Below are 17,948 nucleotides of genomic sequence, written 5' to 3' on the forward strand. Positions count from 1 at the left end.
CCCGCGCCGGGCGCGATCCGGTGCGGGGCGGGGCGGTACCCGGGCCTCTCGGCCCGTCGGGGCCGTGGGCTTCACCGGGCCCGGCTTCGCCTCGCCCCGGCCCGTCCGCGGGCCATGCCGGCGCGTAGCCGTCCGGAGGCCGGGCGGCTACTCCGGCCGGTGTTCCGGTCCGCCGAAGTCCGGGCTGGTGAAGTCGGGGCTGGAGAAGCGCGGCCGGGCCGTCGGGGCGCCGTCGTCGGGGCTGCTGAACCCCGGGCGGCCGTACCCGAGTTGCGGAATACGGTCGCCCGGCGTCGCGGGGGCCGGACGGGGCCGGGACGCGGCGCCGGGATCGGCCAGCGCCTCGCGCAGGAACGGCACGATGCCGCGTTCGAGCAGGGCCTCGCGCCACGCCTCCCTCGCCTGGCCGACCTCCTCCGGCAGACCGCCGTAGGCGCCGTACTCGGTCGAGGACCGGTTGCGCAGGGCGGCGAGCAGCAGCCCGGCGCCGGCGACGACGATCGCGACCGCGGTCACCGCGCCGAACACCCAGCCGGCGGTGATCATCGTCTGGGCGAACGCGGGCGCCGGATCGAGCATCTTCAACAGATAGCCGACGAGCAGGAAAACGGTCGCCGCGATCCCCGCGAGGACCGGTGCGAGCACCGCGACGACGGCGCCCGCACCCGCCCCGGCCGTCTCCGCGGCGGTCCCGGCCGCAGCCGCCACCGCGCCCGCCTCGGACGCAGCGGTGTCCAGTACGGGCGAGGCGGCGGGCGCCGGACGGCGCAGTTCGTCGCGGATCTTCACGTAGTGCTGGTACTCGGTCGCGGCGGCGGACGTGATCAGGGCCGTCGCGGCGAGCGCCATGGTGCGCAGTTGTTCGGTGGTGAGCCGCTTTCCGATGGTGGAGAGTTCCGGGCGGTGTGGGGCGGAGCGCAGCGCCTCATCGAGGATCCGCTCGAATTCCTGGCGATCCTCGCTCAGCAGGTACTGCGGAACGCTGTTCATGTGCATCCCCCGATGCTCCGTAGGGCTGGGGGCTCGCATGGCGACGAGCCGTCGGGCAGAAACGGAGGGGAGCCTGCTACGGATAAGCCGATGGTAGAGCCGCGACGGCGCGCGGTGACAGGGGGTTTCCACAAATTGCGTGCCGACCGGCCCGGTCGGCACGCCCGTGGCGAGGACGCGGTGAACGCTCAGACGTCCAGCGGCAGTTGCCGGACCAGCAGCTTCCCCGACATCGTCACGCCGCCGTCCATCGCGATGGCCAGTCCGTCGGCGTAGACGTGCGGCCCCTCCACCACCGGGGCCGTCGGCTCGTCGCCTTCCTCGGAGCCGACTTCGCCCAGCAGATAGGGAATCGGGCTGTGGCCGTGAACGATGCGGGTGCCGCCGTACGTATCGAGCAGGGAGCGTACGGCGTCGGCGCCGCCCTCGTCGCGGAAGGAGAAGCGCTTGGTGAACTTGCGGAACAGGTCCCACACCTCGTCCGCGTCGTTGCGCGTGAGCGCCTCGCGGACATTGTCGTTGACCTCTTCGATCGAACGGCCGTAGTCGAGGTAGGCGGTGGTGTCGGAGTGCACGAGCAGATAACCGTCGACCTCCTCGACCGCGTCGAGGCGGGCCATCCACTGGAGGTGGTGGTCCTGGAGGCGGTCCATGTCGGATTTCTGGCCGCCGTTGAGCAGCCAGGCCGCCTGGAAAGTGGCGGTGCCTGCACCGGAGTTGACGGGTGTGTCGCCGAACCGGCGGGCGCCGAGCAGCAGCAGCTCGTGGTTGCCCATGAGCGCCTTGCAGTAGCCGCCGGCCGCGGCCGCCTCGGCGGACAGCCGCATCACCAGGTCGATGACGCCGATGCCGTCCGGGCCGCGGTCGGTGAAGTCGCCGAGGAACCACAGCCTGGCGGTGCCCGCGCACCACTGGCCCGCAGCGTCGATGAGGCCCTGCTCCTGGAGGGCGGCGACCAGCTCGTCGAGGTAGCCGTGCACGTCGCCGACCACGAACAGCGGGCCGGGCCCGGTGGCGGGCTGCGGGGCGGCCGGCGCGGGCGCCGGGGCCGTGCCCACCTGGAGCGCGTCGCCGCGGTTGATGACGGGCAGATCGCGCTCGGTGGGCGTGTACGCGTCCGGGTAGCCCTCCGGGGCCACCGGATACCCGGGCTCGACCGGCACGGCGGGCTCGGCCGTGGGGCCGCCCTGGGCGTACGGGCCGGTCTCGTTCACATACGCGGGCACTCGGAAGTCACGCAACGTCGCCGTCCGCTCCACCTCGGGTCCCTGACCGGCCCCCTGAGTCATCGACCCCTCCACCATCGCGCCGCATCTGCACCGCTTCGGACTGCCTGGTCGCAGCGGCCCGCGGTGTCGTGCGCCCATCATAGGAATGCGGATCGCGCCATGTGATGACCCAGGGGTGGTGAATCGGAACGGGACTCAGGTTCACCGCGGCTTTCGCCCCGATTGGGCAGTCTTCGGCGCTCCCGCGACCGGCTGACCCTACCGTCCCTCCGGCGTGCGTGGCGGGCTGACCGTCGTGCGTGGCGGGCGGCGCTGGGACGAGGTGCGCACGATCAGCTCGGTCGGTATGACCTGCTCGACCGGCTGGTCCGACTCGACTCCCTCGATGGCGTCGATGAGGAGCTGGATGACCGCCGTGCCGATGCGGCGCGGTTTCAGGGAGAGCGTGGTGATGGGCGGCTCGGTGCTGGCGTACACCATGGACTCGCTGCAGCACACCAGCAGCAGGTCCTCAGGGACGCGCAGCCCGTAGCGACGGGCGGCGGCGAGCAGGTCGGTGCCGTTGGGGTCGAACAGCCCGTAGACCGCGTCGGGCCGGTCGGGGCGGGCCAGCAGCCGGTCGGCGGCGACGGCGCCGGCGCACGGGTCATGAGCGGGGTAGGCCTCGTAGACCGGGTCCTGGCCGACGCGCTCGCACCAGTGCAGGTAGGCGGTGGTCGACAGATGGGTGTACGTGTCGGTCGTGGTGCCGGTGAGCAGGCCGATACGGCGGGCGCCGGCCTCGGCGAGGTGGTCGAGGATGCCGAGGACGGCGGCCTCGTGGTCGTTGTCGACCCAGGCGGTGACGGGGAGCGAGCCGACCGGGCGGCCGTCGCTCACCACCGGTAACCCCTGCCGGACCAGTTCGCTGACGACCGGGTCCTGGTCGGAGGGGTCGATGACGACCGTGCCGTCCAGGGCGACGTTCGACCACACGTCGTGGCGCGAGGTCGCGGGGAGGATGACGAGGGCGTAGCCGCGGGCGAGCGCGGCCGAGGTGGCGGCCCGGGCCATCTCGGCGAAGTACGCGAACTCGGTGAAGGTGAAAGGTTCATCCCCGTACGTGGTCACGGTCAGACCGATGAGGCCCGACTTGCCGGTACGGAGGGTGCGGGCGGCGGCGGAGGGGCGGTACCCCAGCCGGTCGGCCACCTCGCGGACATGGCGGCGGGTGGCGTCCGGGAGTCTGCCCTTGCCGTTGAGGGCGTCGGAGACGGTCGTGATGGAGACTCCGGCGGCGGCGGCCACGTCTCTGATGCCCGCCCGGCCCGGCCGGCTGCCTCGCCGTGAGGTTTCCGCGCGGCTCACCTGGTGCTTCCCTGCTGCTGTCATGGCGAGCCGATAGTAGGGCTCATACGGTGGGGTAGCGCGGACGCATATGCACGCATTCACAGGCACGTTTCTGCAAGGTCGGTGGCCTGCAACTACCTGAGAAACAGAGACAGTTAGCCGATCTGACACCCATACGTGATGTGGTGGCCGGTGTGTGCCTGGCGAGCCTCCGAGGTATCGAAGAGGTCTCAACTCACCTTCACGGGGGATGCGCGCCAGGGCGCAAGCCACCGGCGCATAGATATATGTGGGGTGCGCCCCCTCATTCGTGCGCATTCGTACAGCGGTGTCCCCGAATGCCCGGTGACCGGCGAGGTCACGGTCGCGCGCAGGGTGTGACGAGTCCGCGCGGGTCGAGGCGCCGTCGCGTGGTCCCTGGGCGATCCGGGCAGGAGTGGTGGCCGCCGACCCATACGCAGCGGCGGCCAATCCTCCTAAGGTGTGCAGTATTGGAAGCCGGTGTGTTCACGAGGAGGACTGCGGTGAGCGAGACGAACCCGAAGCTGCGCGCCGAGCTGGAGGGTATCCCCACCTACAAGCCCGGGAAGCCCGCAGCGGCCGACGGCCCGGCAGCGTACAAGCTGTCCTCCAACGAGAACCCCTACCCGCCGTTGCCGGGCGTCATGGAGACGGTCACGGCCGCCGCCCGCGACTTCAACCGGTACCCGGACATGGCGTGCACGGCCCTGACGAACGAGCTGGCCGAGCGCTTCGGCGTGCCCGTCTCCCACGTGGCCACCGGCACCGGTTCCGTCGGCGTCGCCCAGCAGCTGATCCAGGCCACCAGCGGCCCCGGCGACGAGGTGATCTACGCCTGGCGCTCCTTCGAGGCGTACCCGATCATCACCCAGATCAGCGGGGCGACCTCGGTCAAGGTCCCGTTGACGCCGGGCGAGCTGCACGACCTGGACGCGATGGCGGACGCGATCACCGACCGCACCCGGCTGATCTTCGTGTGCAACCCCAACAACCCGACCGGCACGGTGGTGCGGCGCGCGGAGCTGGAGCGCTTCCTCGACCGGGTGCCCGGCGATGTGCTGGTCGTGCTGGACGAGGCCTACCGCGAGTTCATCCGCGACCCCGAGGTCCCCGACGGTGTGACGATCTACCGCGACCGGCCGAACGTCTGTGTGCTGCGCACCTTCTCCAAGGCGTACGGCCTGGCCGGACTGAGGGTGGGCTTCGCGATCGCGCACGATCCGGTGGCGGCCGCGCTGCGCAAGACGGCGGTGCCGTTCGGGGTGAGCCAGCTGGCACAGGAGGCGGCGATCGCCTCGCTGCGGGCCGAGGACGAGCTGCTGGGCCGGGTCGGCTCGCTCGTGTGCGAGCGCACGCGCGTGGTCGAGGCGCTGAGCGCCCAGGGGTGGACCGTGCCCGAGACGCACGCCAACTTCGTGTGGCTGAGGCTGGGGGAGCGCACGGTCGACTTCGCCGAGGCGTGTGAGCAGGCAGGCGTGGTCATCCGGCCGTTCGCGGGCGAGGGGGTGCGGGTGACCGTCGGGGAGACCGAGGCGAACGACATCTTCCTGAAGGCGGCGGAGGCGTTCCGCAACAAGATCTGAGTGATTCATCAGGGTTTCGAGGGCCTGCCCGGCGAGCGCCGCCTTTGCGTGCGTGACCGCCAGTCAGGCCCTCAGTCGTCTTGGCTCCCCCCGCACCGGATCCCCGTGCCGGACGGAGGCGAGCTGACGCGGGCCGCCGTCGACCCGACCGCGACCGTTGCACGGGCTCGCGAGCCGGCACTCGCCGTGGGGGATCGGCGTAGGTCCATAGGGAGGGCACGGGCGGTGCCGTCGGTCCAGAGGGCGACGGTGCCGGGGCCATGACCTGCCGGGCGTCCGTTTCACGTGGAACCGAGACCCGGTGTCGAAGGAGACCTCCTCACCCCGGGTTCGGGCGGAGGAGACCAGCGGCAGTTGCCGGGCGAGGGCGCGCGCGGGTCGGGGTGTCCTCCAGGGTTGCGTTGAGCCGGCCGGCGGGCCAGGAGACGCGTATCTGCATGGCGCGCAATTCAACGAGTTGTTGAAGTTGTTGCCGAGGGTCTGCCGCTGAGGTCGTGGGGGACCCCCCGGTGACATGGCGAGAATCGGTGCGTCATAATTGCTTGTGAATGTGAACGCGTTCACAAGCTAGTCCGATTGCTGCCCTGTTGTGCAGGTCACATCAGGGCAAACCGCCGTCGTGACCACGACGACGTAAGGAGAGTGACGACGTGAACCTGGCTTTGGCGCCGGAGACACTGGCGCGCTGGCAGTTCGGCATCACGACCGTCTACCACTTCCTGTTCGTCCCCCTGACGATCTCCCTGGCCGCGCTCACGGCCGGGCTGCAGACCGCGTGGGTACGCACGGAAAAGGAGAAGTACCTCAGGGCCACCAAGTTCTGGGGCAAGCTCTTCCTGATCAACATCGCGATGGGCGTGGTCACCGGCATCGTGCAGGAGTTCCAGTTCGGCATGAACTGGTCGGACTACTCGCGCTTCGTCGGCGACATCTTCGGAGCCCCGCTCGCCTTCGAGGCCCTGATCGCGTTCTTCTTCGAATCCACCTTCATCGGCCTGTGGATCTTCGGCTGGGACAAGCTGCCCAAGAAGATCCACCTGGCCTGCATATGGATGGTGTCGATCGGCACCATCCTGTCCGCGTACTTCATCCTCGCGGCCAACTCCTGGATGCAGCACCCCGTCGGCTACCGGATCGACAAGGCCAAGGGGCGCGCGGAACTCACCGACTTCTGGGCGGTGCTGACCCAGAACACCGCCCTCACCCAGGCCTTCCACACGCTCTCCGCGGCCTTCCTGACCGGCGGCGCCTTCATGGTGGGCATCGCCGCCTACCACCTCGCCCGCAAGAAGCACGTCGGCGCGATGAAGACCTCGCTGCGGCTCGGTCTGATCACCGTCGTCATCGCCGGACTGCTCACCGCGATCAGCGGCGACACCCTCGGCAAGGTCATGTTCAAGCAGCAGCCCATGAAGATGGCCGCCGCCGAGGCCCTGTGGGACGGCCAGAAGCCGGCCCCCTTCTCGATCTTCGCCTACGGCGACGTGGATAAGGGCCACAACACGGTCGCCATCGAGGTACCCGGCCTGCTGTCCTTCCTGGCGGACGACAGCTTCAGCTCCTATGTGCCCGGCATCAACGACGTCAACAAGGCCGAGCAGCAGAAGTTCGGGCCCGGCGACTACCGGCCCAACATCCCCGTCACCTTCTGGGGCTTCCGCTGGATGATCGGGTTCGGCATGGCGTCCTTCGCCATCGGCCTGGCCGGACTCTGGCTCACCCGCAAGAAGTTCCTGCTGCCGCAGCACCTGCGCGTCGGCGAGGACGAGGTGCCCCACCTGGTGCTGTTCAAGAACAAGGCACTGGGACCGCAGCTGACCACGTGGTACTGGCGGATCGCCGTCTGGACGCTGGCCTTCCCGCTGATCGCCAACTCCTGGGGCTGGATCTTCACCGAGATGGGCCGCCAGCCGTGGGCCGTCTACGGCGTGCTCCAGACCCGGCAGGCGGTCTCCCCCGGCGTCTCCCAGGGCGAGGTCCTCACCTCCATGGCCGTCTTCACCGCGCTCTACGCCATCCTCGCCGTCGTCGAGGTGAAACTGCTCGTGAAGTACGTCAAGGCAGGCCCGCCCGAACTGACGGAGGCCGACCTCAACCCGCCCACGAAGATCGGCGGCGACCTCCGTGACGCCGACAAGCCGATGGCCTTCTCGTACTAGGCCGAGGGAGTCACTGCCATGGAACTGCACGACATCTGGTTCGTCCTCATCGCCGTCCTGTGGACCGGATACTTCTTCCTGGAAGGCTTCGACTTCGGGGTCGGCGTCCTCACCAAGCTGCTCGCCCGGAACCGGCCCGAGAAGCGGGTGCTGATCAACACCATCGGCCCCGTCTGGGACGGCAACGAGGTCTGGCTGCTGTCCGCGGGTGGCGCCACCTTCGCCGCCTTCCCCGAGTGGTACGCCACCCTCTTCTCCGGCTTCTACCTGCCGCTGCTGGTCATCCTGGTCTGCCTGATCGTGCGTGGAGTCGCCTTCGAGTACCGGGCCAAGCGGCCCGAGGAGAAGTGGCAGCGCAACTGGGAGGCCGCGATCTTCTGGTGCTCACTGCTCCCCGCCTTCCTGTGGGGCGTGGCCTTCGGCAACATCGTGCACGGTGTGAAGATCGACAAGAACCTCGAGTACGTCGGCGGTCTCGGTGATCTGCTCCACCCGTACGCGCTGCTCGGTGGACTGGTCACGCTGACGCTGTTCACCTTCCACGGTGCGGTGTTCACGGCGCTGAAGACCGTCGGCGACATCCGGGAGCGGGCCCGCCGGCTCGCCCTGCGCGTGGGCCTGGTGACGGCGGTCGTGGCGCTGGCCTTCCTGCTGTGGACCCAGGCCGACACCGGCAACGGGCGGAGCCTGGTCGCGCTGGTCGTGGCCGTGGCCGCCCTGGTCGCCGCGCTGGCGGCCAACCAACTGGGCCGTGAGGGATGGTCGTTCGCCCTGTCGGGCGTCACCGTCGTGGCCGCCGTGGCGACGCTCTTCCTCTCGCTCTTCCCGAACGTCATGCCGTCCACGCTGGACCCCTCCTGGAGCCTGACGGTCACCAACGCCTCGTCCAGCCCGTACACCCTGAAGATCATGACCTGGTGCGCGGGGATCGCCACGCCGATCGTCCTGCTCTACCAGGGATGGACGTACTGGGTGTTCCGCAAGCGGATCGGCACCCAGCACATCGCCGAAGCCGCGCACTGAGTCCGGCCGGGGTGTGTTTCACGTGAAACACACCCCCTGGGACCGAAGGGCATGTTCCACGTGAAACCGATCGATCCGCGTCTTCTGCACTACGCACGGGCCACCCGGATCTTCCTGCTGGCCGTCGTCGTCCTCGGCGTCCTCGGCGCGGGGCTGGTCATCGCTCAGGCCATGCTCATCGCCGAGACCGTGGTCGGTGCGTTCCAGCACCGCATGACGGTCGGTGAACTGAGCGCCTTCCTCCTGCTGCTGGCTGCCGTCGCCTGCGGCCGCGCGCTGGTGTCCTGGCTGACCGAGCTGGCCGCCCACCGGGCCAGTGCGGCGGTCAAGTCCGAGCTGCGCGGGCGGCTGCTGGACCGGGCGACGGCACTGGGCCCCGGCTGGCTCAGCGGGCAGCGCACCGGGTCACTGGTCTCCCTGGCCACCCGTGGGATCGACGCCCTGGACGACTACTTCTCGCGCTACCTGCCGCAACTGGGCCTCGCGCTCGTCGTCCCGGTCGCCGTGCTGGCGCGGATCGTCACAGAGGACTGGGTGTCGGCGGCCATCATCGTCGCCACCCTGCCCCTCATCCCCGTCTTCATGATGCTGATCGGCTGGGCCACGCAGTCCCGGATGGACCGTCAGTGGCGGCTGCTGTCGCGGCTGTCCGGCCACTTCCTGGACGTCGTCGCGGGGCTGCCCACCCTCAAGGTGTTCGGCCGGGCCAAGGCACAGGCCGAGTCGATCCGCCGCATCACCGGCGAGTACCGACGGGCCACCCTGCGCACCCTGCGCATCGCCTTCCTGTCCTCCTTCGCCCTGGAACTGCTGGCCACCCTGTCGGTGGCCCTGGTCGCCGTGACGATCGGCATGCGGCTGGTCAACGGCGAGATGGACCTGTACGTCGGTCTGGTCATCCTCGTGCTGGCGCCCGAGGCGTATCTGCCGCTGCGCCAGGTCGGCGCGCAGTACCACGCGGCGGCGGAAGGACTGGCCGCCGCGGAGGAGATCTTCGCCGTCCTGGAGATCCCGGCGCCCGCGACCGGCACGGGCGCCGTCCCCGCCGGGGCACTGGTCTTCGAGAACGTGGGCGTCCGCTACCCCGGGCGCGCCGCGGAGGCAGTCAGCGAGGTCTCCTTCAGCGTGGAACCGGGGGAGACCGTGGCGCTCGTCGGACCGAGCGGCACGGGCAAGTCGACCCTGCTGAACGTCCTGCTCGGCTTCGTCACGCCCACCACGGGCCGGGTACGGATCGGGGGAGCCGATCTGACCGGCCTCGACCTCCAGGAGTGGCGCTCCCGGATCGCCTGGGTGCCGCAACGACCGCATCTGTACGCCGGGACGATCGCCGAGAACGTACGGCTGGCCCGGCCCGACGCCGACGCCGCCGCCGTCCGCACCGCCCTGGCCGACGCGGGCGCGCTGGAGTTCGTGGACGCACTGCCGGAGGGCACGGACACCGTCCTCGGCGAGGACGGCGCCGGGCTGTCCGCCGGACAGCGGCAACGACTCGCGCTCGCCCGGGCCTTTCTCGCCGACCGCCCCGTCCTGCTGCTCGACGAGCCGACCGCCGCACTGGACGGCGCGACCGAGGCCGAGGTCGTCGACGCGGTACGGAGGCTGTCGGCCGGCCGGACCGTGCTGCTCGTCGTGCACCGGCCCGCACTGCTGCGGGCGGCGGACCGGGTGGTGCGGCTCGACGGCACCGAGGCGCGGCAGGTCACGGGGAGCGCCGTATCGGCGCCCGTCCCGAGCCCGGCGCAGGTACGGCCGGACGGGGCCGGCGGACAGGACCCTGATGAGACCGGCGAACCTGCCGGGCCCGGGGCTGTCGTGAAGGCCGGGCGCGGCGGCGTCCTCGCGCGGGTCCGAGCCATGTCCGGACCCCGGCGTGGCCGTTTCGCCCTCGCTCTGCTGCTGGGCACCCTCGCCCTGGGCAGCGCCGTCGGTCTGATGGCCACCTCCGGCTGGCTCATCTCGCGGGCCTCGCAGCATCCGCCCGTGCTCTATCTGATGGTGGCCGTGACGGCGACCCGTACCTTCGGCATCGGCCGGGCCGTCTTCCGGTACGCGGAACGGCTTGTCTCACACGACGCGGTGCTGCGGATGCTGGCCGACACGAGGGTCGCCGTCTACCAGCGACTGGAGCGGCTGTCGCCGGCCGGTCTGCGCCGGGTGCGCCGGGGTGATCTGCTGACCCGGCTCGTCACCGACGTGGACGCCTTGCAGGACTACTGGCTGCGCTGGCTGCTGCCCGCCGGGTCGGCGCTGGTCGTCTCCGCCGTCTCCGTCGCGTTCACCGCCTGGCTGCTGCCCGAGGCCGGTGCGGTGCTCGCCGCCGGGCTGGTCGCGGCAGGCGTCGGCGTTCCGCTGGTCACCGGCGCCGTGTCCCGGCGCGCCGAACACCGGCTGGCCCCCGCCCGCGGAGCCCTGGCCACCCGGATCACCGACCTGCTCACCGGCACCGCCGAGCTGACCGTCGCGGGTGCGCTGCCCGACCGCGCCGCCCGCGCCCGGCGGGCCGACGCCGCGCTCACCCGGATCGCCTCGCGTGCGGCCACCGCCACCGCCGTCGGTGACGGGCTCACCGCGCTGGTGTCGGGCCTGACCGTCACGGCTGCGGCCCTCGTCGGTGCCCAGGCGGTCGCCGACGGGCGGCTGAGCGGCGTCATTCTGGCCGTCGTCGTCCTCACCCCGCTGGCGGCGTTCGAGGCGGTGCTCGGGATGCCGCTCGCGGTGCAGTACCGGCAGCGGGTGCGTCGCAGCGCGGAACGGGTCCACGAGATCCTCGACGCCCCCGAGCCGGTCCGTGAGCCCGACCGTCCGCGGCAGGCGCCCGCACGGCCGTTCCCGTTGGTGGTGAAGGGGCTCACGGCCCGGTACGCGGGGCAGGACCGGGACGCGCTCACCGGTGTCGACCTGACCCTGGAGGAGGGCCGCAGGGTGGCGGTGGTCGGGGCGTCCGGGGCCGGCAAGACGACGCTGGCGCAGGTGCTGCTGCGGTTCCTCGACCCGGAGGCGGGCGCCTACACGCTCGGCGGGATCGACGCCCGGTCCCTGGACGGCGACGATGTACGACGGCTCGTCGGGCTGTGCGCCCAGGACGCGCACCTCTTCGACAGCTCGGTGCGGGAGAACCTGTTGCTGGCCAGGAAGGACGCGACCGAGCCGGAGCTGCGGGACGCGCTGGCGCGGGCCCGGCTGCTGGACTGGACCGACTCCCTGCCCGACGGGCTCGACACGCTGGTCGGCGAGCACGGTGCGCGGCTGTCGGGCGGACAGCGGCAGCGGCTGGCCCTGGCGCGGGCACTGCTCGCCGACTTCCCGGTGCTGCTGCTGGACGAGCCGGCCGAGCACCTCGATCTGCCGACCGCCGACGCGCTCACCGCGGATCTGCTGGCCGCCACCGAGGGCCGTACCACCCTGCTCGTCACGCATCGCCTGGCCGGACTGGAGACCGTGGACGAGGTGATCGTCCTGGACGGCGGCCGGGTGGTCCAGCGCGGACCGTACGCGGAGCTGGCCGCGCTGCCGGGGCCGCTGCGGCGAATGGCGGCACGCGAGGCGGCGGCGGAGGAACTGGTGGGAGCGCGGTAGCGGCAGCCCGCGCCGCCCTGTCCGGCGGGAGCAGCTCCCAGCTGAGCATCGCTCTCGCCACCGGGCACTACGTCCTTCTGCCGGACGCCGTGGTGCCGCCCTCCCGCCGGGTGCGGCCGTTACAGCCCCTCCCCCAGGATCCGCTCGATCACGACGGCGACGCCGTCCTCGTTGTTCGGGGCCGTCCGCCCGGTCGCCGCGGCGACGGCGGCGGGGTGCGCGTTGCCCATGGCGTACGAGCGGCCGGCCCAGGTGAGCATCTCGACGTCGTTCGGCATGTCGCCGAAGGCGACGACCTCCTCGTGCGAGATGCCCCGCTCGGCGCAGCACAGGGCGAGCGTGCTGGCCTTGGAGACCCCCGGGCCGCTGATCTCCAGCAGGGCGCTCGGGCTGGAACGGGTGATGGTGACGCGGGCGCCGACGGCGAGCCGGGCGACGGTGAGGAACGCGTCGGGGTCCAGCGTCGGGTGGTAGGCGAGGATCTTCAGGATCGGCTGGTCGACGGCGACCCCCTCCGGCGCGAGCAGCTCGTCCGCCGGGGCGAGGTGGTCCGGCGTCTCCATGTGCAGCTTCGGGTACTCCGGCTCCTGGTAGAAGCCGTATGTCTGCTCGACCGCGCAGACCGTGCCCGGCGCGGCGTCGCGGATCAGCCGTACCGCGTCCAGGGCATGCTCCGGCGTCAGCTCCCGCACCTTCACGAACCGGTGGGCTCCGGGGCCGCCGTGCAGATCGACCACGGCGGCGCCGTTGCCGCAGATCGCCAGGCCGTGGCCGTGCACATGGTCGGCGACGACGTCCATCCAGCGGGCCGGGCGGCCGGTGACGAAGAAGACCTCGATGCCGGCCTCCTCGGCGGCGGCGAGGGCGGCGACGGTGCGGGGCGACACCGACTTGTCGTCGCGCAGCAGGGTCCCGTCGAGGTCGGTGGCGATCAGCCGCGGCGGAACGAACGGGGCGTCCCCCTGCTCCAGCGAGGTCGAGAGCTGGGAGGAAGCCGGGGTCTCGGACTGTCGGGTCGCTGAGGTCACCGCGCCATTGTCGCGCATATGCCCGCACGTGCGTGCGACAGTGCGCACATTTGAGTCGCCGCCCGTGCCGCCTCGGCTGCTCGGGGCCGGCGGCCGGTGCCCGCGCGTCCCACCTCCGCATCCCGTCACCACAGGCCCCGTCGGCATCGGAACCGTGAGGGAGGTACCGCCCGACCATGCGGGGATGCCCCTGCTGAGCCCGACGTAGGCTCGTTGCCATGAGTCTGCGCCTGAGCACCGTGATCCTGCCCGTCGACCGCTGGCACGAAGCGGGCCGCGCCAAGTGGCAGCGCGCCGAGGAACTCGGCTTCCACGCCGCCTACACCTACGACCACCTGTCCTGGCGCACCTTCCGAGACGGCCCCTGGTTCGGCGCGCTGCCCACCCTCACCGCCGCCGCCACGGCCACGGACCGCCTGCGTCTGGGCACCCTCGTCACCTCGCCCAACTTCCGGCACCCGGTCACCCTCGCCAAGGAGCTGATCTCGCTCGACGACATCTCCGGCGGGCGGATCACCCTCGGCATCGGAGCGGGCGGCAACGGCTTCGACGCCACGGTGCTCGGCCAGGAGGCGTGGACGCCGAGGGAGCGGGCGGACCGGTTCGGCGAGTTCCTACCGTTGCTCGACCGGCTGTTGACCGAGGACTCGGTGTCCCACGAGGGCGACTTCTACTCGGCGCACGAGGCGCGTGACATCCCCGGCTGTGTGCAGCGGCCCCGGCTGCCGTTCGCGGTGGCCGCCACCGGGCCGCGCGGGCTGAAGCTGGCCGCCCGGTACGGACAGGCCTGGGTGACCACCGGCGACCCGGCGCTGTTCGAGACGGGGACCGCGGAGCAGTCGCTGGCGGCCCTGCGCGGCCAGATCGAGAAGCTGGGCAAGGCGTGCGCGGAGATCGGCCGCGATGTCTCGGAGGTCGACAAGATCCTGCTCACCGGCTTCACCCCGGAGCGGAACACGATGCTGGACTCGCCGGCCGCCTTCGTCGACTTCGCCGGCCGCCACCGCGAGCTGGGCTTCACCGAGATCGTGCTGCACTGGCCGATCCCCGACTCGGACTTCGCCGCGGACCAGGCGGTCTTCGAGCGCATCGCCACCGAGGCCGCCGCACAGCTGCGCTGAGGCCCGCACTCCCGAAGGCCGGAGCACCCGCCCGCGCCCGGGGCGCGGAAGAAAAAGGGGGCGGAGATCCGAGACGCGGCAGGTCCGGGGGTGCGGGGCGGCGTCAGGGGCCGCCGGTCCGCCCGGCGCGGTCCGCGCCGCCCGGCTCCGGTGCGTACAGCCCGACGACGGCGGCCGCCGCCGACGCCAGTTCCGCACGGGCCTCGGGCGGCTCCAGCACCTCGACATCGGAGCCGAAGGCGAGCAGCGCGCGGACCGCGCGCAGGGCGGGGAACGCGAGTCCCACCTCCGCCCATCCGTCGTCGCGGGGGACGGGGGCGTCGGTCACGTTCGCGGCCTGGATCCGCAGGAACATGTCCGTCAGGTCCTGACGCACCCGACAGGTCACCCGTACGGCGTCGGTCGTGCGCTCCACCTGCTCCCGCAGCCTCGACCAGACCTCGGCCAGCCCGTGGCCCCGGCGCCGCCGCACCGGCTCGTCGGTCACCGCTGCGGCCGCCACCCGGTCGGCGCGGAACAGCCGCGGCTTCCCCTCCCGGTCCGCCACGAGGTACCAGACACCGGCCTTGTTCACCAGGCCGTACGGATCGACGGTGTAGTCGCGAGGCGCCGTCTCGCCGCTGCGGCGGTAGCTCAGCCGCAGTCGCTGGTCGGCGAACACCGCCTGCTGGAGCGTGCCCAGATCCACCTCGGCCGTGCTGTCACCGCGCCTCCAGCGCACCGGGTCGACCAGGATCCGTTCGCTGGTGAGCTCCGCCGCCGGACGGTGCCCGGCGGGCAGCGCGGCCATCACCTTGCGCAGCGCCGAGCCGATGGCAGCGCCGAGGCCCAGCGCCTCGTACGCCCCGTCGGCGGTGAGGACGAACAGGGCGCGGGCCTCGTCGCCGGTCAGCCCGGGGACGTCGGTGCGGTAACCGGGCAGCAGCCGTACGCCGCCGGTGCGGCCGCGCTCGACCCACACCGGGACGCCCGCCGCGGAGAGCGCCTCGATGTCCCGGTAGATCGTGCGGACCGACACCTCCAGACGGCGGGCCAGCTCGGGGGCCGAGGCGCCGTCTCTCGTCTGGAGCAGGAGCAGGATCGACAACAGCCTGTCGGCCTTCATGGTGGAGGAGTTTAAAACCTGACGGCAGCTGTCATGGATCGGTTGCCACTGTGGACTCACGTCGGCCGGGGCACGCGGTCCCGGCCACCGATCGAGGAGTCCTTCCGATGGACCGCACGTTCGACCCCCGTCCCCTGCTGCTGAGCGCTCTGGACCAGCTGGAGAGGCTGGTGGGCCGCCTCGACACCGCGCGGCTCGACCGGGAGACCCCGTGCGCCGAGTACGACCTGCGGGCCCTGCTCGGCCACACCGTCGGCGCGGTCCACCGCATCGCGTACGTCGGCGAGGGCGGCCGGGGCCTGGACGTGCCGGCGTCGACCGGGGAGATCGCGGACACCGACTGGGGCGGCGCCGTCGGCCGCGCCCACCGGCGACTGGCCGCCGCCTGGGCCGACGAGGCGAAGCTCGACCGGGAAGTGGAGGTGCCGTGGGGACTGGTTCCCGGCCGGATCGCCCTCAGCGGATACGTGATGGAGGTGGTGACCCACACCTGGGACATCGCCCAGGTGATCGACCCGGCGGCGGAGTTGGACGAGCGGCTCTCCCAGGCGGCCCTGGACATCGCGCAGGAGGTGCTGCCGCCCGAGCCGCGAGGCGGAGAGGTCCCGTTCGGGGCGGTCCGGCCGGTGCCGGAGGACGCCGATGTGCACAGCAGGCTGGCCGGCTGGCTCGGCCGGACGGTCTGACCAGCGCCACGAACGATCGGCCGGCCGGGGGACGCCCCCGGCCGGCCGGCCGGAGACCACAGGGAGAGAACCATGACGACCACCGAGTCGGCGTCCGGACGTTCGGTCAACGTACGACTGCCGGTCCGGGAGCCGTACGACTTCCGGTCGGCTCTCGCCTTCCTCGGGGCGTTCCCGGCGATGACGGGACAGCAGGGCGTCGAAGGCGGTGTCCTGACCCTGGCCCTGCGGGAGAACGGCAGCACGCTCGGCGCCCGGCTGCGGGCCGTCCCCGGGAAGCCGGCGCTCGACTGTTCGCTCACCGCGGCCGGCCCGATCGCCCCCGGCACGGTCACCGCGGCCGTCGACCGGCTCGACTTCCACCTCGGTCTGAGCGACGACCTGACGGAGTTCTACGAACTGGCCGACCAGGACGCGCCCTTCGCGCCTGTCCGGGAGCGGCTGCACGGATACCACCAGGTCAAGTTCCCCTCGCCGCTGGAGCTGCTGTGCTGGGCGATCCTCTGCCAGCGGATCCCACTGCCGGTCGCACGGTCGATGAAGCAGTCGCTCGTCGAGGCGGTCGGCAACCGGGTCGAACTCGACGGCGCGGTGCGATGGGCGTTCCCGGACGCCGAGCAGCTGGCCGCGTTCGACGAGGCGGAGTGGCACCGTCTGATCGGCAACCGGCGCAAGGCCGCGTATTTGTACGGTGCGGTGCGGCGCTGGCTGGACCTGGACGAACGGTTCCTGCGGACCGGCCCGTACGAGGAGGTGCGGAAGGAACTGCTCGCGCTTCCCGGTATCGGCCCTTGGTCGGCGTCGTTCCTGCTGATCCGCGGCCTCGGCCGGATGGAACACCTCGCTCTCGACAAGGAGATGGGCCGCGCCGTCCAACGCGTCTACCGCCGACCGGTGGACGAGGACGCCTTCCGGCGGCTGGCCGATCACTACGGCCGGTGGCAGGGCTACTGGGGGCACTACCTGCGCGTCGGCGGCTGACGGTTGGCCAGGACGGTGGGCCGGCACCGCTGTTTCACGTGAAACACCACTACACCTTGCCGAACATCACCGCACCTTGCCGCTGAGCCAGGGGGTGAGCCCGATCATCGGGACGCGCTCCTTGTACGTACGGTCTCCGGGCAGCGGGACCACCAGGCGGTAGCCGGGCGGGAAACGACGTGCCGTGACGAACGCCTGGCCGGTGAAGACGGACCGGAGGAAGGCGGGCACCTCGTCGCGGGGCAGATCGGGGAACTCGACGCCCTCGACCGAGATCAGTGCGTCGTCCTCCGGGTAGAGCCGTACGGTCACGCGGGGCAGGCCGCCGAACTCGACATAGGCCTCGTGCGGCAGCGTGCCGTCCGGGTCGGTGGTGACGCCGACGCCGGCCGCGCTGCGGCGCGAGGTCTGGTCGGCGCCGATGTCATGGGTGACCTCGATCTCCCGCAGGTACTCGGCGGCGAGGGCACGGCACGCCGTGACGGCGGACTCGGTGGTGGAGAGGCGGCTGTCCATGACGTCGATCATGCCGGACGGAGGGCGGCGGCCGAGCGTCAGTGGCCGGAGGGGAACCGCAGGTACTGCGGCGGTACCGCCCTGGTCAGCCAGACGCCGTTGGCGCTGACGTGGAAGACACGGCCGTCGCGGTGCATGGCGGCGGCGTCCACGGAGAGCACGACCGGCCGACCGCGGCGGGCGCCGACCCGGGCGGCGGTCTCCCGGTCGGGCGAGAGGTGCACATCGTGCCGGTTCATGGGCCGCAGCCCCTCCGTGCGGATCGGCTCGACGTAGCGGGCGACGGTGCCGTGGTAGAGGTACGGCGGCGGGGTCGCCGGAGGCAGTCCGAGATCGACCTCGACGGTGTGTCCCTGACTGGCCCGGATCCGGTCGCCGTCGATCGCGAAGCGCTGTTTGTCGTTGGCGGCCACCACGTGGTCCAGCTCGTCCCGGGTGAACGGGAAGCCATGGGCGGCGGCCGCCGTGACCAGCGCGTCGATCGCCACCCAGCCGCCTTCGTCCAGCGTGAGCCCGATCCGCTCCGGCTGGTGACGCAGATGCTTGGAGAGGTACTTCGACACCTTCACGGCACGCCGCTCGTTCATCTCCCCGGCAC

At 71.7% G+C, this 17,948-nt stretch carries 15 protein-coding genes; 7 read left to right on the top strand and 8 right to left on the bottom strand.

What is annotated here, in order from left to right; all coding sequences use genetic code 11:
* Window positions 1-147 precede the first annotated feature (147 nt).
* From AB0N63_RS03970 to AB0N63_RS03980, 3 genes are all read right to left on the bottom strand, one after another.
* Entirely contained in the window at window positions 148-996 is an 849-nt protein-coding gene (locus AB0N63_RS03970; RefSeq protein ID WP_365523676.1) for a hypothetical protein, read from the bottom strand.
* Between the two features lie 182 nt (window positions 997-1,178).
* A complete protein-coding gene (locus AB0N63_RS03975) occupies window positions 1,179-2,294 on the bottom strand; it encodes a metallophosphoesterase (protein WP_365523679.1) in 1,116 nt (371 codons plus the stop codon).
* Between the two features lie 183 nt (window positions 2,295-2,477).
* The gene (locus AB0N63_RS03980) at window positions 2,478-3,590 is read right to left on the bottom strand and encodes a LacI family DNA-binding transcriptional regulator (RefSeq protein WP_009189525.1); all 1,113 of its coding nucleotides are present in this window, start codon (window positions 3,588-3,590) and stop codon (window positions 2,478-2,480) included.
* A 482-nt stretch (window positions 3,591-4,072) separates the two neighbouring features.
* On the opposite strand from AB0N63_RS03980, the gene hisC reads away from it, so the two are divergent.
* Window positions 4,073-5,152 (top strand): histidinol-phosphate transaminase, encoded by a 1,080-nt coding sequence (gene hisC / locus AB0N63_RS03985; RefSeq protein ID WP_365523682.1) that lies wholly within the window; start codon window positions 4,073-4,075, stop codon window positions 5,150-5,152.
* Between the two features lie 63 nt (window positions 5,153-5,215).
* Here hisC and AB0N63_RS03990 read toward each other — a convergent pair whose 3' ends face one another.
* Window positions 5,216-5,668, bottom strand: a complete 453-nt coding sequence (locus tag AB0N63_RS03990; RefSeq protein ID WP_365523828.1) for a cyclophilin-like family protein — start codon at window positions 5,666-5,668, stop codon at window positions 5,216-5,218.
* 134 nt (window positions 5,669-5,802) lie between these two features.
* On the opposite strand from AB0N63_RS03990, the gene AB0N63_RS03995 reads away from it, so the two are divergent.
* Genes AB0N63_RS03995 through cydD form a run of 3 tightly spaced genes read left to right on the top strand, consistent with a single transcriptional unit; the run spans window position 5,803 to window position 11,913 of the window.
* A complete protein-coding gene (locus AB0N63_RS03995) occupies window positions 5,803-7,311 on the top strand; it encodes a cytochrome ubiquinol oxidase subunit I (protein WP_365523685.1) in 1,509 nt (502 codons plus the stop codon).
* Window positions 7,312-7,329: 18 nt separating this feature from the next.
* Window positions 7,330-8,334, top strand: coding sequence for a cytochrome d ubiquinol oxidase subunit II (cydB, locus tag AB0N63_RS04000; RefSeq protein ID WP_365523687.1), 1,005 nt, complete (start codon window positions 7,330-7,332; stop codon window positions 8,332-8,334).
* A 51-nt stretch (window positions 8,335-8,385) separates the two neighbouring features.
* Complete coding sequence (cydD, locus tag AB0N63_RS04005) at window positions 8,386-11,913, top strand: thiol reductant ABC exporter subunit CydD (RefSeq protein WP_365523689.1); 3,528 nt, start codon at window positions 8,386-8,388, stop codon at window positions 11,911-11,913.
* A 119-nt stretch (window positions 11,914-12,032) separates the two neighbouring features.
* On the opposite strand, the gene AB0N63_RS04010 is transcribed toward cydD, so the two are convergent.
* The gene (locus AB0N63_RS04010) at window positions 12,033-12,959 is read right to left on the bottom strand and encodes an HAD-IIB family hydrolase (protein ID WP_365523692.1); all 927 of its coding nucleotides are present in this window, start codon (window positions 12,957-12,959) and stop codon (window positions 12,033-12,035) included.
* A 200-nt stretch (window positions 12,960-13,159) separates the two neighbouring features.
* Here AB0N63_RS04010 and AB0N63_RS04015 point away from each other — a divergent pair, with 200 nt between their 5' ends.
* Window positions 13,160-14,062: an LLM class flavin-dependent oxidoreductase gene (locus AB0N63_RS04015; RefSeq protein WP_365523695.1), complete on the top strand. Its 903-nt coding sequence runs from the start codon at window positions 13,160-13,162 to the stop codon at window positions 14,060-14,062.
* 103 nt (window positions 14,063-14,165) lie between these two features.
* Here AB0N63_RS04015 and AB0N63_RS04020 read toward each other — a convergent pair whose 3' ends face one another.
* Window positions 14,166-15,167, bottom strand: a complete 1,002-nt coding sequence (locus tag AB0N63_RS04020) for a WYL domain-containing protein (protein ID WP_365523698.1) — start codon at window positions 15,165-15,167, stop codon at window positions 14,166-14,168.
* A gap of 107 nt (window positions 15,168-15,274) precedes the next feature.
* On the opposite strand from AB0N63_RS04020, the gene AB0N63_RS04025 reads away from it, so the two are divergent.
* A complete protein-coding gene (locus AB0N63_RS04025) occupies window positions 15,275-15,853 on the top strand; it encodes a TIGR03086 family metal-binding protein (RefSeq protein WP_365523700.1) in 579 nt (192 codons plus the stop codon).
* A 72-nt stretch (window positions 15,854-15,925) separates the two neighbouring features.
* Window positions 15,926-16,834 (top strand): DNA-3-methyladenine glycosylase 2 family protein, encoded by a 909-nt coding sequence (locus tag AB0N63_RS04030; RefSeq protein WP_365523703.1) that lies wholly within the window; start codon window positions 15,926-15,928, stop codon window positions 16,832-16,834.
* A 66-nt stretch (window positions 16,835-16,900) separates the two neighbouring features.
* On the opposite strand, the gene AB0N63_RS04035 is transcribed toward AB0N63_RS04030, so the two are convergent.
* Together AB0N63_RS04035 and AB0N63_RS04040 are read right to left on the bottom strand one after the other, a co-directional pair.
* Complete coding sequence (locus AB0N63_RS04035) at window positions 16,901-17,362, bottom strand: hypothetical protein (protein ID WP_365523705.1); 462 nt, start codon at window positions 17,360-17,362, stop codon at window positions 16,901-16,903.
* A gap of 26 nt (window positions 17,363-17,388) precedes the next feature.
* Window positions 17,389-17,937, bottom strand: coding sequence for an RNA 2'-phosphotransferase (locus AB0N63_RS04040; RefSeq protein WP_365523831.1), 549 nt, complete (start codon window positions 17,935-17,937; stop codon window positions 17,389-17,391).
* Window positions 17,938-17,948 lie beyond the last annotated feature (11 nt).

The sequence above is a fragment of the Streptomyces sp. NPDC093260 genome, assembly GCF_040683715.1.
GTDB classification, from domain to species: Bacteria; Actinomycetota; Actinomycetes; order Streptomycetales; family Streptomycetaceae; genus Streptomyces; species Streptomyces sennicomposti.